The 15647-nt window shown below is 71.0% G+C and carries 9 protein-coding genes; 1 reads left to right on the top strand and 8 read right to left on the bottom strand.

Annotated elements, in window-relative coordinates:
- Positions 1-79: 79 nt before the first annotated feature.
- The 3 genes from O3W51_RS32695 to O3W51_RS32705 all read right to left on the bottom strand — a co-directional run bounded on the left by O3W51_RS32695 (position 80) and on the right by O3W51_RS32705 (position 5271).
- Complete coding sequence (locus tag O3W51_RS32695) at positions 80-3178, bottom strand: endo-alpha-N-acetylgalactosaminidase family protein (protein WP_138358663.1); 3099 nt, start codon at positions 3176-3178, stop codon at positions 80-82.
- Between the two features lie 267 nt (positions 3179-3445).
- Entirely contained in the window at positions 3446-4591 is a 1146-nt protein-coding gene (locus O3W51_RS32700) for a sensor histidine kinase (RefSeq protein WP_307811231.1), read from the bottom strand.
- On the bottom strand, positions 4588-5271 hold the full coding sequence (locus O3W51_RS32705; RefSeq protein WP_269287994.1) for a response regulator: 684 nt from the start codon (positions 5269-5271) through the stop codon (positions 4588-4590). The genes O3W51_RS32700 and O3W51_RS32705 overlap by 4 nt, the downstream gene beginning before the upstream one ends.
- Positions 5272-5485: 214 nt before the next feature.
- On the opposite strand from O3W51_RS32705, the gene O3W51_RS32710 reads away from it, so the two are divergent.
- Complete coding sequence (locus tag O3W51_RS32710) at positions 5486-6382, top strand: hypothetical protein (protein ID WP_381587666.1); 897 nt, start codon at positions 5486-5488, stop codon at positions 6380-6382.
- A 114-nt stretch (positions 6383-6496) separates the two neighbouring features.
- On the opposite strand, the gene O3W51_RS32715 is transcribed toward O3W51_RS32710, so the two are convergent.
- From O3W51_RS32715 to O3W51_RS32735, 5 genes are all read right to left on the bottom strand, one after another.
- Positions 6497-7957 carry a glutamate synthase subunit beta gene (locus O3W51_RS32715; protein WP_138358668.1) on the bottom strand — a complete coding sequence of 487 codons (1461 nt, stop codon included), beginning with the start codon at positions 7955-7957 and terminating at the stop codon, positions 6497-6499.
- Positions 7950-12488 (bottom strand): glutamate synthase large subunit, encoded by a 4539-nt coding sequence (gene gltB, locus O3W51_RS32720; protein ID WP_138358669.1) that lies wholly within the window; start codon positions 12486-12488, stop codon positions 7950-7952. The genes O3W51_RS32715 and gltB overlap by 8 nt, the downstream gene beginning before the upstream one ends.
- A gap of 305 nt (positions 12489-12793) precedes the next feature.
- On the bottom strand, positions 12794-13528 hold the full coding sequence (locus O3W51_RS32725; RefSeq protein ID WP_138358671.1) for a VIT1/CCC1 transporter family protein: 735 nt from the start codon (positions 13526-13528) through the stop codon (positions 12794-12796).
- Positions 13529-13699: 171 nt separating this feature from the next.
- Positions 13700-14680 carry a prolipoprotein diacylglyceryl transferase gene (gene lgt, locus O3W51_RS32730; RefSeq protein ID WP_138358672.1) on the bottom strand — a complete coding sequence of 327 codons (981 nt, stop codon included), beginning with the start codon at positions 14678-14680 and terminating at the stop codon, positions 13700-13702.
- A gap of 109 nt (positions 14681-14789) precedes the next feature.
- Positions 14790-15596: a DsbA family protein gene (locus tag O3W51_RS32735; protein WP_138358674.1), complete on the bottom strand. Its 807-nt coding sequence runs from the start codon at positions 15594-15596 to the stop codon at positions 14790-14792.
- Positions 15597-15647 lie beyond the last annotated feature (51 nt).

A 15647-nucleotide genomic window follows, 5' to 3' on the forward strand; every position in this document is an offset into this window, starting at 1 on the left:
GGACTGATCTTGGCTCATGGAGTGCGGTGCTGGCCAGGGGGTCGGGGCCACGCCCCCGGCCCCCTGGCGGTTTGGGGTGTTATGCAGGACCGAGGTCCGTGACGGTGAAGGTGTCGAGGGAGAACTCGGCGGTGCCGCTGTCGCCGGCCTTGCGCAGCCCCACCCAGGCGTCGCCGTCGGCGGGGGCGGTGAACTCATAGCTGTGGGTGGCGGGCGTCCGGGCGGCGGGCAGCAGCGTCCGGGACAGTTCGGTGGTTTCCGGGCGGTCGGTGGCGGTGATCCAGGCGTACTGGCCGGCTTCCTCGTTCTCGTAGCGGAACGTGACGCGGTAGCGGCGGCCGGGGGCGAAGCGGGCGGTGTGCGGGACGGTCCGGTAGATCAGCCCGTCGTTCTCGCCGCGGGACTTGAGGGACTGGGTGCCGTCGATGATGTCGTCGATCACCTTGCCGTTCCAGCCGGCCTGGGTGAACGGGGAGTGCCGCTGCGCGATGTGGGTGCGGGGGTCGGTGACGTCGCCTGCGTCGCCCTTGACGAAGGCGCCCCAGCCCTGGGGGACGTTCTCGAAGTCCTCGTGGACGAGGGCGCCGGGGCTGCGGGTGGGGAGGGCGGCGACGACACGGACGTTGTCGAAGGTGACGCGGGCCGCTCCCTCGTCGGCGCGCAGGGCGAGGGTGACCGGGCCGCCGCCTTCGGGGACGGTGAACCAGGTGAACATCCGCTGCATGCGGGAGCCGTGCTTGCGGTCGGCGGCGACGTAGTTGCCCGCGGTGGAGGTGTCGGTCCAGTTGACGGCGGTGACGCCGTCGGCGGTACGGACCTCCAGGGCCGCCCTGCGCCGCTCCCCCGCGGTGGCGCCGACCTCGACCTGGACGGAGGCCGCGTAGCTGCCGGGCCGCAGCCGCGTCAGGCGCTGGCCGACGAAGGCGGCGGGGCCGGCGCCGATGACGAGTTCGTAGTCGCCGATGGGGTTGCGGACGACGGTCGCCGGCCCGTTGACGTGCCAGTCGTCGAGCCGGCCGGAGTGGAAGCCGGGGTCGTGGATCACGGTGCCCTCGCCCCAGCCGGGGGCGGCCTGGCGGGGCGCCCGGTCGCGGTACACGACGTAGGGCTGTCCGGCCTCGGCGGGCACGGTGACGGAGCCGGACCGGACCGGCAGGTCGCCTTCGAAGCGGCGGCCCTGGTCGGTGAGGCGGTAGAGGCTGACGGTGCGGGCCGCCGCCCAGCCGGCCGGCAGCCGCCAGGTGGAGGCGCCGCCCGCCGGGTTGTAGTGGTAGAGCTTCGGCGGGTTTTTGGCCTGCCGCGGCTCCCAGGGCAGCAGGTAGCTGCCGCCGCGGTAGACGGTGCGGCCGTCGGTGGTGATGGTCTTCGTGCCGTCGGCGTCGGTCACCGAGGTGGCGGTGGGTCCGGAGAAGGTGATCTCGTGGTCGGTCCAGGTGCTGATCGGGTACGCCTGGAGGTACTTGGCGGGCAGGTTCTCCGTCCAGACGGTGCGGTAGAAGGCGTTCCAGTCGGTCTTGCCGACCCAGCCCTCGAAGGTGCCGAGCTTGGCGGTGCCCAGCAGCGGCCACTTGTCGGCGAAGACGTCCTTCTGATGGTGCCGCACCATGCGGATGAGCTGCGAGTTGATGCCGCGCGAGGTGTCGCCGCCGTAGTCGGTCTCGTTCGCCCAGTGCGACCACAGGGAGGAGCGCTCCAGGCCGTGGCCCCATTCGCTGGTGACGTTCCAGCCCTGGGCGCGCAGATGGCGCTGGAGCCGGTCGGAGGTCCAGCCCGACTCGCGGAACACGTCGAGGTAGATCGTGTTGAGCGCCGGGTGGGTCTCGTCGCGCAGCTGCTGGAAGCGGGCGGCGATGTCGCCGCTGATCAGGTCGCGGCGGGCGTTGATCCGATAGGACTGGTCGAGCCAGTCCCACTGCTGGTCGGTCTTGTCGACGAGCTGGTCGGAGAAGGCGTTGGCCACCGGGTAGGACTCGGTGGCGTTGACGTGGACGGCGAAGTCGCTGTTCCAGCGGGCGCCGCGGGCGACGAGGGTGTTGAGGTCGGCGAGGCCGCCCGCACGCCGGTTGTAGTTGCCGCCGTAGTCGGGGTGCGCGGAGTCGTGGCCCTCGGACTGGTAGCCCTTGAGGAGGGTGAACTGCCGCAGCCCGTCGGTGGCCAGGGAGATCCGCTTGACGTTGTCGAGGGTGGCCAGGAACGGGTTGGTGGCCTGGCTGGCGAAGTTGAACGGGATGTGCGGGACGACCCGCAGGTGCTGGGTGTCGGCGCCGAGCGGGGTGACGGCGATGTCCCGCAGTGCGATCGCCGCGTCCTGCCAGTCGGCCTTCCCGTCGCCGTTGCGGTCCCGGGTGACGATGACCTTGGCGTACGGCAGCGGCTCGGTGTCGGTGGTGGCGGCGCCGGCGGCCCGGTACGTCCACTGGCCGGGCGCCAGCCCGGATTCGATCCAGCCGTCGCCGGCCAGGGTCTGCCGCCAGAAGCGGCCGTTCTCCCAGGTGGTGCCCTGCGCGCCGACCGGCTTGTCGTAGACGGTGTTGCTCTCGATCGCGGCGCCGAGCGCGTCGGTGGCGACGACCGCGTACGCGCAGCCGGTGGCCGCCGCCTCGGCGGGTGTGGTGGCGGTGACGCGGACCAGGGTGTCGCCGCTGGTGGCCTTGTCGAGCTGCAGCTTCGCGGCGAGCAGGGTGGCCCCCGGCTGGTCGCTGCGCACGCTCAGCAGCCGCAGTCCGGGGATCTGCAGGGTGCCCACGCGCAGGCTGTCGGTGTCGGCGATGGCGGTGACACGGAATTCGGCGGTCCAGCCGTCGACGGCGATCTGCGCTTCGATGCGCGTCCCGCCGTCGAAAGTGAGGGTGTACGCGATGCGGTGGGCGCGGACCGCGCTGGTGACCTGCGGGGTGTGGACGGCGCCGTCGATGAGGACGGTGCTCGCGGGGGCGGGCGCGCCGTGGATGACGGCGCCGGTGCCGCGGTCGGTGTAGGAGGCGATGCCGGGGAAGGCGGTGTGGACGCGGACGTCCAGCTGCGCCGAGCGGATCACCGCTCGGCCCGCGGCGGCCGTCGCGGCGGCGGCGCTGCCCTGTCCGGGGACGAGCGCCGCGGCCAGTCCGGCGGCTGCGGTGGAGAGCACCACCGCGCGGCGGCTGGGACCGGCTTCCATGCTGGTGTCGGGGGCGGACATCGCACTCCTCACTACGGCATAACTACGGCATCGCCACGGCATGGCGGTGCTGCTGGACGCACCGCCGGTTGCCGTGGGCGGCACAGCCGGTGACCACCGGCTGTACAGCTGCTTCACAGGTCGATCGCCCTACACCTTGCGTCGCGGGGACCCGGCGCGCCCATGGACAAAGGTGGGCCGCTGTTGGACTCATGGGTCGGGCCGGAATCGACTGCCCGCGCATCCGCCGGGTGCACGCTTCCGGCCGGGTCCGCGCGGCCGGCGGGTTCACGCGTCGAGTGACAGCGTCGCCAGGATCTGCCAGCCGCCCTCGGGGGCCGGGCCCGCGGTGAGTTCGCCGCCCAGCGCCTCGGCACGCTCCTGGAGCCCGACCAGGCCGTAGCCGCCGCCGAACGCCTGCGCGGAGAGGCGGGCGGCGCCGGTGCCGTCGTCGGTGATGCGCAGTTCGAGCCCCGCGGGCACGGAGCGCAGGCCGATGCGGACGGCGGTGGCGTCGGCGGCGTGCTTGCGGATGTTGGTGAGCGCCTCGCGGACGATGCGGTGCACTCCGGCGGCGACGTCCGAGGGGATCCGTTCGTCCAGACCCCGCTCCACGTACAGCACGACGGGCGGCCCGACCTCGGAGAAGGCCTCGGCCAGCTCCCTGACCTGGACGATGCCGGCGACCGGCGTGGTCTCGGCGGCGCCTTCGCGCAGCACCCGCACCAGCCGCCGCATCGCCGCGAGCGCCTCGCCCGAGGAGTTCTCGATACGGGCGAAGGTGGCGTCCGCCTGCTCGCCCGACACCCCCGTGTAGCGGGCGGCGCGCGCCTGGACGGCGATGCCGGTGACGTGGTGCGCGACGAGGTCGTGCAGTTCGCGGGCGAGTTCCAGGCGCTCGGCTGAGCGGACGGCGGCGAGGTCGTTGACGCGCTGGCCGGCCTGCTGGCGCTGGATGAGGGAGTACGCGGTGACGAGGACGGTCAGCACCCCGTACAGGACGGTGAAGGCGCCGGGGCTGACGTCCCGCATGGGGGCGGTGACGCAGGCGACGCCCAGCATCGGTCCGAGGATCGCCGCCGTGCGGGCGGGGCAGCGCTGCACCACGGCGGCGAGCAGCACGAGCAGGGCGATGCCCTCGCCCAGGCCCCAGGTGACCTCCGGGTGCTCCCCCGCCATGAGGATGATCGAGGCGGTCCAGGAGACGGCGACGGCCACGCAGGCCCGGGGGACGAGCGGGACGCGGGTGTAGGGCACGACGCACAGGCAGACGATGATGCCCGCGGCCCAGACGATCGCGTGCGGGCGGCTCGGCTGCTGGGCGAGGACCACGCCCTCGAAGCTGACCAGGAACAGCAGCACCGCGCAGAGCGTGATCTTGGCCGCGACGGCCAGCCCCGGGTGCCGGACCGCCCACCCGGGCAGATTGTTCACGCGGGCCCGCCTCCCGGCCCGGCGGCCAGCCCGCTCTCCCACGCCCAGGCCGCGATCTCGACCCGGTTGCGGGCCTCGAGCTTGATCTGCACATGGCCCAGGTGGGTCTTGACGGTGGAGAGGGACACGAACAGCTCGGAGGCGATCTCCGCGTTCGTCATACCGCGGGCCAGGCACCGCACGACGTCCTGCTCGCGTTCGGTGAGCGGCTCGGCGGGCTGCCGTACGGGACCGGCCCCCGGCGAGCCGGCGGCCGGTGCCATGTCGCGCAGCAGCCGCACGGTGATGGCGGGCGAGATCAGCGAGTCGCCGACCGCGGCGGCCCGCACCGCCTCGACGAGCATGGCGGGGCTGGAGTCCTTGAGCAGGCAGCCGCAGGCGCCGTTGCGCAGCGCGGTGTGCACGTATTCGTCCAGGTCGAAGGTGGTGACGATGACGACGCGGGGCGGCCGGACCACCTCGGGGGCGCACAGCAGCCGGGTCACTTCCAGGCCGTCGAGTCCCGGCATCCGGATGTCGAGGAGGCAGACGTCGGGGTGCAGCCGGCGGGCGGCGTCGAGGGCGGCCTCACCGTCGACGACATCGGCGACGACGTCGATGTCCGGCTCGCTGTCCAGGATCATCCGGAAACCGGTCCTGACCATCTCCTGGTCATCGGCGATGACCACGCTGATCGTCATGCGTTCCCTTCGGGCCGGTCCCGGGTTCCCGTGTTCCTCCATGGGACCGGGGGTCCTCGGCCCCCGCAACCGCAGAGCGGGCACACCGTACGGTCCCGCGATCTTTGTGCCCCCGCACGGAGGCACCACCAGTGGTTTCCGCGTCTCCCCCGGTGCGGACGCGTAATCTCGAAAGGCCACCGGTCCGCACGGTGGCCGGCGGGGGGAGATGGCTGTGACCGAGATCGAGCACGGGTTCCCGCACCTGGCCACGATCCAGAGCTCGCTCACCGCGCTGTACCGGCGGCTGTCCGCCGACACGGTCGAGCAGTACCCGGCGAGCGTGCGCCCGGAGTCGGTGGAGTTCCCGCCGGACGAGGACCCGTATCTGGGGGCGCAGCGCGTGGCGCGTGTGATGCTGCAGCACTTCCGGCTGCCGGACGCCCGGATGGTGGTGGGGTTCCGCGACATGGTGCACGCGGGCAGTGTCGAACTGGCGGCGGGCCCCGAGTACTTCGTCGAGCTGCACTCCCGCTTCAAGACGGACCGCCGCGATGTGGGCGCGGCGCTGGCGCACGAGGTCATGCACGTCTACCTGCACCGGCTCGGTCTGGAACTGCCCGGCACCCGCGACAACGAGATCCTGACCGACACCGCGACGGCGTTCCTCGGGGCGGGCTGGCTGCTGCTGGACTCGTACCGGGAGGAGCCGGCGATCCGGGAGGACCGGCTGATGATGTCCGCGTACAAGCTGGGCTATCTGACGCCGGAGGAGTACGGCTATGTGCTCGCGAAGCGGGCGCTGGTCTTCGGCGACGACATCGAGCCGTGGTTCAGCAGCCCGCTGGCGCGTGACGCCTACCGGGCCGGGCTGGTCCTCGCCGAGCAGGAGCGGCGGCAGCCGCCGCTGCTCGCCGCCGGCTGGACGGCCCGGCGGCGCTACGCCAGGGACCGGCGCGCGGGCACCGCGCAGCCCGCGGCACCGCTGGGCGGCTACTCCTTCGAGGCGACGAACCCGCCGCGGGTCTCCTTCCCCTGCCCCACCTGCCATCAGCGGATCCGGGTCCCGGTGCGCGGCCGCGTCACCGCCCGCTGCACGCTCTGCCGGACGGTGCTGGAGTGCGACACCTGAGATCGGCCGGCGGGTCCGGAAAAGGTGCGCGGCGCCTGCCCCCGTGGTCGGGGTGGGCAGGCGCCGCGTCATGTTCCGCACTTCGTTGTGCGGGACAGCTCGGGGTGGTGCGGATCAGACGGAGACCGGGCGGTCCGTCGGGCGGACCGGGGACGGCAGGGTGCTGGCGCCGGTCAGGAAGCGGTCCACCGCGCTGGCGGCCGAGCGGCCCTCGGCGATGGCCCACACGATGAGCGACTGGCCGCGGCCCGCGTCACCGGCGACGAACACGCCGCCGACGTTGGTCGCGTAGTCCTGGTCGCGGGCGATGTTGCCGCGCGCGTCCAGTTCCAGGCCGAGCTGGTCGATCAGGCCGTTCTTCTGGTCGGTGCCGGTGAAGCCCATGGCCAGCGTGACGAGCTGGGCCGGGATGGAGCGCTCGGTGCCCGGCTGCGGCACGAACTTCCCGTCCTGGAACACCACCTCGACCAGGTGCAGCGACTGGACGTTGCCGTCCTCGTCGCCCTCGAACTTCACGGTGTTGACGGCGTAGACGCGCTCGCCGCCCTCCTCGTGCGCCGAGGTGACCTTGTACGTCATCGGCATCGTCGGCCAGGGCTGGTTCTCCGGGCGGTCGTCGGACGGCCGCGGCATGATCTCCAGCTGGGTGACCGAGGCCGCGCCCTGGCGGTGGGCGGTGCCGACGCAGTCGGCACCGGTGTCGCCGCCGCCGATGACGACCACGTGCTTGCCCTCGGCGGTGATCGGCGGAGCGACGAAGTCGCCCTCCTGCACCTTGTTGGCGAGCGGCAGGTACTCCATCGCCTGGTGGATGCCGCCGAGCTCACGGCCGGGCACCGGCAGATCGCGGGCCTGGGTGGCGCCGGCGGCGATGACGACGGCGTCATAACGCTTCTTGAGCTTGTCGCCCAGCAGGTCGGTGCCGATCTGGACACCGGTGCGGAACTTGGTGCCCTCGGCGCGCATCTGCTCGATACGGCGGTTGATGTGCCGCTTTTCCATCTTGAACTCGGGGATGCCGTAGCGCAGCAGGCCGCCGATGCGGTCGGCGCGCTCGTACACCGCGACCGTGTGGCCGGCGCGGGTCAGCTGCTGGGCGGCGGCCAGACCGGCCGGGCCCGAGCCGATGACGGCGACGGTCTTGCCGGACAGCCGCTCCGGCGGCTGCGGCGTCACGTCACCGCTGTCCCAGGCCTTGTCGATGATGGTGACTTCGACATTCTTGATGGTGACGGCGTCCTGGTTGATGCCCAGCACACAGGCGGACTCGCAGGGCGCGGGGCACAGCCGCCCGGTGAACTCCGGGAAGTTGTTGGTCGCGTGCAGCCGCTCGCTGGCCGCGGTCCAGTCCTCGCGGTAGGCGTAGTCGTTCCACTCGGGGATGAGGTTTCCGAGCGGACAGCCGTTATGGCAGAACGGGATACCGCAGTCCATGCAGCGGCCGGCCTGCTTGCTGATGATCGGCAACAGCCCGCCGGGGATGTAGACCTCGTTCCAGTCCTGCTTGCGCTCCTCGACGGGACGCCGGTCGCACAGCTGGCGGGGCGTGGTGAGGAAGCCCTTGGGGTCAGCCATTAGCCGCCTCCATCATCTTCGCGGTGGTCTCGGACTCGGAGAGTCCGGCCTGCTCGGCGGCGTTCTTGGCGGCGAGCACTGCCTTGTAGTCCCTCGGCATGACCTTGCCGAAGCGGGTGAGGGTGGTTCCCCAGTCGCCGAGCAGCTTCTCGGCGACGGTGGAGCCGGTCTCCTCCTGGTGGCGGCGCACGACATCGTGCAGCCACGTGATGTCCTCGGCGTCGAGCGCCTCGACATTGACCATGCCGGTGTTGACGTTGTCCGGGTCGAGGTCCAGGACGTACGCGATACCGCCGGACATGCCGGCCGCGAAGTTGCGGCCCGTCTCGCCCAGGACGACGGCCCGGCCGCCGGTCATGTACTCGCAGCCGTGGTCGCCCACGCCCTCCGAGACGACGGTGGCACCGGAGTTGCGGACGCAGAACCGTTCGCCGGTCCGGCCGCGCAGGAACAGCTCGCCGCCGGTCGCACCGTACGCGATGGTGTTGCCCGCGATGGTGGAGAACTCGGCGAGGTGGTCGGCACCGCGGTCCGGGCGGACGATGACGCGGCCACCGGACAGGCCCTTGCCGACGTAGTCGTTGGCGTCGCCCTCCAGGCGGAGCGTGATGCCCCGGGGGAGGAAGGCGCCGAACGACTGGCCGGCGGAGCCGGTCAGGGTGACGTCGATGGTGTCCTCGGGCAGGCCCGCGCCACCGTACTTCTTCGTCACCTCGTGGCCGAGCATGGTGCCGACCGTGCGGTTGACGTTGCGGATCGGGAGCTGGATACGGACCGGGGCGCCGGTGGCCAGCGCCTCCTCGGCGAGCTGGATCAGCGTGTTGTCGAGCGCCTTCTCCAGACCGTGGTCCTGCACCGTTACCTGGTGCCGGACCGCGCCGTCGGGCAGCTCCGGCACGTACAGCAGCGGGGCCAGGTCCAGGCCCTGCGCCTTCCAGTGGTCGACGGCGCGGCCGGCGTCGATGAGCTCGGCGTGGCCGACGGCCTCCTCGATGGTGCGGAAGCCCAGCTCGGCGAGGATCTCGCGGACCTCTTCGGCGATGAACTCGAAGAAGTTGACGATGTACTCGGCCTTGCCGCTGAAGCGCTCGCGCAGCACCGGGTTCTGGGTGGCGACGCCGACCGGGCAGGTGTCCAGGTGGCAGACGCGCATCATGATGCAGCCCGAGACGACCAGCGGTGCGGTCGCGAAGCCGAACTCCTCGGCGCCCAGCAGGGCGGCGATGACGACGTCACGGCCGGTCTTGAGCTGGCCGTCGGTCTGCACGACGATACGGTCGCGCAACCCGTTGAGCAGCAGCGTCTGCTGGGTCTCGGCCAGGCCGAGCTCCCAGGGGCCGCCCGCGTGCTTGAGCGAGGTGAGCGGCGAGGCGCCCGTTCCGCCGTCGTGGCCGGAGATCAGGACGACGTCCGCGTGTGCCTTGGAGACACCGGCGGCGACGGTGCCGACGCCGACCTCGGAGACCAGCTTGACGTGAATGCGCGCCTTGGGGTTGGCGTTCTTCAGGTCGTGGATCAGCTGGGCGAGGTCCTCGATCGAGTAGATGTCGTGGTGCGGCGGCGGCGAGATCAGGCCGACGCCGGGCGTGCTGTGCCGGGTCTTGGCGACCCAGGGGTAGACCTTGTGGCCGGGCAGCTGGCCGCCCTCGCCGGGCTTGGCGCCCTGCGCCATCTTGATCTGGATGTCGTCGGAGTTCACCAGGTATTCGCTGGTCACGCCGAAGCGGCCGGAGGCGACCTGCTTGATGGCGCTGCGCCGGGCCGGGTCGTAGAGCCGCTCGGCGTCCTCGCCGCCCTCACCGGTGTTGGACTTGCCGCCCAGCTGGTTCATGGCGATGGCGAGGGTCTCGTGCGCCTCCATGGAGATGGAGCCGTACGACATGGCGCCGGTGGAGAAGCGCCGGACGATCGAGGAGACCGGCTCGACCTCGTCGATGGAGATCGGGGTACGGCCCTCCTTGAAGTTGAACAGCCCGCGCAGCGTCATCAAACGCTCCGACTGCTCGTCGACGCGGCTGGTGTACTGCTTGAAGATGTCGTAGCGGCGGGTGCGCGTGGAATGCTGCAGCCGGAAGACCGTGTCCGGGTCGAACAGGTGCGGCTCGCCCTCGCGGCGCCACTGGTACTCGCCGCCGATGTCGAGGCGGCGGTGCGCGGCGGCGATGCCGGAGACCGGGTAGGCCTTGGCGTGCCGGGCGGCGACCTCCTGGGCGACCACGTCGAGGCCGGAGCCGCCGAGCTTGGTGTCGGTGCCGTGGAAGTAGGTGTCCACGAACTCGGTGTCCAGGCCGATGGCCTCGAAGACCTGAGCGCCGCGGTAGGAGGCGACGGTGGAGATGCCCATCTTGGACATGACCTTCAGGACGCCCTTGCCGAGCGCCTTGATGAGGTTGCGGATCGCGTCCTCGGCCTCGATGCCCTGCAGGAAGGTGTCCGCGCGCGCCAGGTCCTCGACGGACTCCATGGCCAGGTACGGGTTGACGGCCGCGGCACCGTAGCCGATGAGCAGCGCGACGTGGTGCACCTCGCGCACATCGCCCGCCTCGACGATCAGGCCGACCTGGGTGCGCTGCTTGGTACGGATCAGGTGGTGGTGGACGGCCGAGGTGAGCAGCAGCGACGGGATCGGCGCGTGCTCGGCGTCGGAGTGCCGGTCGGACAGCACGATGAGGCGCGCGCCGTCCTCCATCGCGGTGTCGACCTCGGCGCAGATCTCGCTGAGGCGCGCCGCGAGGGACGCGCCGCCGCCCGCGACCCGGTACAGGCCGGACAGGGTCGCGGCGCCGAGGCCGGGCAGGTCGCCGTCGGCGTTGATGTGGATGAGCTTGGCCAGCTCGTCGTTGTCTATCACCGGGAAGGGCAGCACGACGTTGCGACAGGAGGCCGGTGACGGCTCCAGCAGGTTGCCGCCGGGGCCGACCGTGGAGATCAGCGAGGTGACGAGCTCCTCGCGGATGGCGTCCAGCGGCGGGTTGGTGACCTGCGCGAAGAGCTGGGTGAAGTAGTCGAAGAGCAGCCGGGGGCGGTCGGACAGCGCCGCGATCGGCGAGTCGGTGCCCATGGAGCCGAGCGGCTCGCCGCCGGTCTTGGCCATCGGGGCGAGGATGACGCGCAGCTCTTCCTCGGTGTAGCCGAAGGTCTGCTGGCGGCGGGTGACCGAGGCGTGGGTGTGCACGATGTGCTCACGCTCGGGCAGGTCCTCCAGGGCGATCAGCCCGGCGTCGAGCCACTCCGCGTACGGGTGCTCGGCGGCCAGCGCCGTCTTGATCTCGTCGTCCTCGATGATGCGGTGCTCGGCGGTGTCGACGAGGAACATCTTGCCGGGCTGCAGCCGTCCCTTGCGGACGATCTTGCCGGGCTCGATGTCCAGGACGCCGGACTCCGAGGCGAGCACGACGAGGCCGTCGTCGGTCACCCAGTAGCGGCCGGGGCGCAGACCGTTGCGGTCCAGGACCGCGCCGACCTGGGTGCCGTCGGTGAAGGTGACACAGGCCGGCCCGTCCCAGGGCTCCATGATCGTGGAGTGGTACTGGTAGAACGCGCGGCGGGCGGGCTCCATCGAGGCGTGGTTCTCCCATGCCTCGGGGATCATCATCAGCACGCTGTGCGGCAGCGAGCGGCCGCCGAGGTGCAGCAGTTCCAGCACCTCGTCGAAGGACGCGGTGTCCGAGGCGCCCGGGGTGCAGACCGGGAAGACCCGCTCCAGGCTGCCGTCGAACAGGTCGCTGTCGAGCTGCGACTCGCGGGCCCGCATCCAGTTGCGGTTGCCCTTGACGGTGTTGATCTCACCGTTGTGCGCCACGAACCGGTACGGGTGGGCCAGCGGCCAGCTCGGGAAGGTGTTGGTGGAGAAGCGGGAGTGCACCAGGGCGATCGCGGTGGCGGTCCGCCGGTCCGACAGGTCCGGGAAGAACGGCTCCAGCTGCCCGGTGGTGAGCATGCCCTTGTAGATGATCGTGCGCGCGGACAGCGACGGGAAGTAGACGTCGGCCTCGCGCTCGGCGCGCTTGCGCAGCACGAAGGCGGGCCGGTCCAGCGCCAGGCCGGACCTGGTGCCCGAGGCGTCGGCGACGAAGAGCTGGGCGAAGTGCGGCATCGTCGAGCGGGCCGTGGCACCCAGCAGCTGCGGCGCGACGGGGACCTCGCGCCAGCCGAGGACGCTGAGGCCCTCTTCGACGGCGATCCTCTCGATCGCGTCGACGGCCTTGGTGCGGTCCTCGGTGTCGACGGGCAGGAATCCGATGCCTACGGCGTAGTGGCCGGCCCCGGGGAGGGCGAACCCGGCGGCTTCGCGCAGAAACGCGTCCGGGACCTGGAGGAGGATGCCCGCGCCGTCACCCGAGTCGGGTTCGGAACCGGTGGCACCGCGGTGCTCCAGATTGCGCAGAACGGTCAGTGCCTGCTCGACCAGCGCGTGGCTGGCCTCGCCCGTCAGGGTGGCCACGAAGCCGACGCCACAGGCGTCGTGCTCGTTGCGGGGGTCGTACATTCCCTGCGGGGCGGGTCGCCCGTCCATGAACGCGGAACGCATCGGCTCTCCCGTCGTCGTCATTGGCATATATGCAGTGCCTGTCATAGGCATGCGCAATAGGGACGACGTTGGCCCTCTGCGATTTCGTGCAGGTTACATGATGACCGAGTGTTCGAGAAGCGGATACTCAGTTCCATCATGTGGACAAGGTGCGGTGTATGCAGGGAGTACGCAGTACCTACGGACCATGTCGTTACAGAGTTGCCCGGGACGGATCCCGCCCGGCGCCACGGTCTGATGCCCGGTGGCGCGGTACCTGAAACGAGAGGGAAACAACAGGAGGCTTGTGGCCTCGATCACGCGGCTCAGCCGACGGCGGTACCGATGAATGAACCCAGTACGAAGGTAACCCCGGCAGCCGCTCCGCCCAACAGGAGCTGCCGGATTCCGCTGAACCACCACGAGCGGGCCGTCACCCGGGCCACCGCGGCACCGCAGCCGAACAGCCCGATCAGCGCCAGCACCAGCGCGGGCCACAGCGCCGTGGCGCCCAGCAGATAGGGCAGCACCGGCAGCAGCGCGCCGAGCGCGAAGGACACGAACGAGGAGCCGGCCGCCACCAGCGGCGACGGCAGGTCCGCCGGGTCGATGCCCAGTTCCTCGCGGGCGTGTATCTCCAGCGCCTGCTCGGGGTCGGCCGACATCTGCCGGGCCACCTCCATCGCCAGCTCGGGCTCCACACCGCGGGACACGTACAGCGCGGCCAGCTCCCGCAGCTCGTCCTTGGGGTGCCGGCTCAGCTCCAGCCGTTCGATGGCCAGCTCCGCCTCGACCAGCTCGCGCTGCGAGGCCACCGAGGTGTACTCCCCCGCCGCCATCGAGAACGCGCCGGCCGCCAGCCCCGCCAGCCCGGTGACCACGATCACCTTCGTGTCGACGTCACCGCCGGCGACACCGGTCATCAGCGCGAGGTTCGACACCAGTCCGTCCATCGCCCCGAACACCGCGGGCCGCAGCCAGCCACCGCTGACGTCCCGGTGGGTGTGGTGCGCGACGTGGTACGGCGCGGGCTTCTCGTCGGTCTCGACGGCCGTCGACATGTGGCGGTACTCCCTCCGACCGGAGCACGCGCCCCGGTCCCCTCCCTGCGAACACCCCGAAGGTACGCGCGAATTCCGCCGCATTCCAGCTAGGAAAGGCTGTCCTACCTGCGAAAACACCGCGGCCGCCGGACTCGGAAGAGCCGGCGGCCGCGGGAGGAGCGAGGGGGTTCAGGAGGATTTGGACGCCTCTGCGCCGTCGTTCTCCGACACCTTCGCGCCAGAGTTCGAGGCTTCGGAATCCTCGGCGTCGGAGCCCTGGGAATCGGCGTCCTTGCCGTTCTTCCCGGCGTCCGCGTCCGCGGTGCCCTTGTCCAGGCTCACGTCGCCGCCCGCCGCCGCCGGCTCCACGACCGTCTCGACGCCCGGGTGCCACCGCGCCGACAGCACCATGTAGACCACGGCGCCGATGAAGACGACGATCGAGGTCCAGTCGTTCAGCCGCAGACCCAGGATGTGGTGGGCGTCGTCGACGCGCATGTACTCGATCCAGAAGCGGCCCACACAGTACGACGCGACGTACAGCGCGAAGGCCCGGCCGTGGCCGAGGCCGTACTTGCGGTCCGCCCAGATCACCAGCAGCGCGACACCGACGCACCACAGCGACTCGTACAGGAACGTCGGGTGGTAGGTGCCGCCCGGGTGGCTGTCGGTGGCGCTGATCTTCAGCGCCCACGGCAGGTCGGTGGCGCGCCCGTAGAGCTCCTGGTTGAACCAGTTGCCCCAGCGGCCGCAGGCCTGCGCCAGCGCGATGCCCGGGGCGAGGGCGTCCGCCCAGGCCGGCAGCGGGATGCCCCGGCGGCGGCAGCCGATCCAGGCGCCGACCGCACCGAGCGCGATCGCGCCCCAGATGCCGAGGCCGCCCTCCCAGATCTTGAACGCGTTGACCCAGTCCTTGCCGTCACCGAAGTACAGCTCGTAGTCGGTGATGACGTGGTAGAGCCGGCCGCCGACGAGTCCGAAGGGCACCGCCCACACGGCGATGTCCGCGACGGTCCCCTTCTGGCCACCGCGGGCCACCCACCGCTTGTTTCCGAGCCAGACGGCTACGAAGACGCCGATGATGATGCAGAACGCGTAGCCGCGGAGCGGGATGGGTCCGAGGTACACCACACCGCTGGACGGACTGGGAATGAAAGCGAGGATCTCCATAGCAGGGCCGACGCTACCGTGCCGGGCGGGTGGAGTGGCAACCAGCCCGGCTACGGACGCGTAACGGCCCTGCCGTCGTGATGCGGTCGTGATGCGGTCGGGACGGGTGTCAGGACGTGGGGGTCGGCGTGACGGTGCCCGCCTTCTTGCCCTTGTTGGCCGCCTCGACCTGCTGCTTGAGCTTGTCCGGGGTCAGCGGGTCGGTCTGGTTTCCGTAGACGCTCTTGCCGTTGAGCAGCACGGTCGGGGTGGAACTGAAGCCGGAGCCGCCGAAGGCGGCGGCCGACTTCTTGATCCAGCTGTCGTACGTGCCGTTGTTCACACACGCGGTGAAGGTGTCGGTCTTCAGCCCCGGCACCTTGTCGGCGAGCTCCAGCAGATACGCCTTGTCCCCGAACTTGTCCTCCCGCTCGTCCGGCTGGTTCTCGTAGAGAACGTCGTGGAACGCCCGGAACTTGCCCGCGTCCTGCGCGCAGACGGCGGCGTTGCCCGCGTTCAGCGAGCCGGTACCGCCCATGTTGCCGTCGATGATCGTCACCAGGTGGTAGTCGGCCTTCAGCGCGCCGCTGTCCTCCAGGGAGTGCACGGTGTCGCGGAAGGTCTTCTCGAACATGCCGCAGCCGGGGCAGCGGAAGTCCTCGTAGACGGTCAGGGTGGACGGCGCGTCGGCCGCGCCGGTGGGAATGACGAGGTTGTCGTTGCCGGTCGCGCCCTTGGGGGACGCCACCGGTTTGGCCGGTTCGCTCTTGTGGTTGGCCAGCACCCCGGCCACCACCCCGGCAATCGCCAGGACCACGACGACGGCACCGCCGACGATCAGTGTCCTCTTGCGTTTGTCGCGCGCCTTGTCCTTCTCGCGCTGTCCATGCATCGCCTCACGGGCGGTGCGCTTTCCCTCACGGTTCTTCTGGCTCACACCCCTGGACAACGAACCGGGGAGGCGCCGCTGCGCCTCCCCGGTCCTGAT

It is taken from the genome of Streptomyces sp. H39-C1, assembly GCF_027158125.1.
In the GTDB taxonomy this organism is placed as follows: domain Bacteria; phylum Actinomycetota; class Actinomycetes; order Streptomycetales; family Streptomycetaceae; genus Actinacidiphila; species Actinacidiphila fildesensis.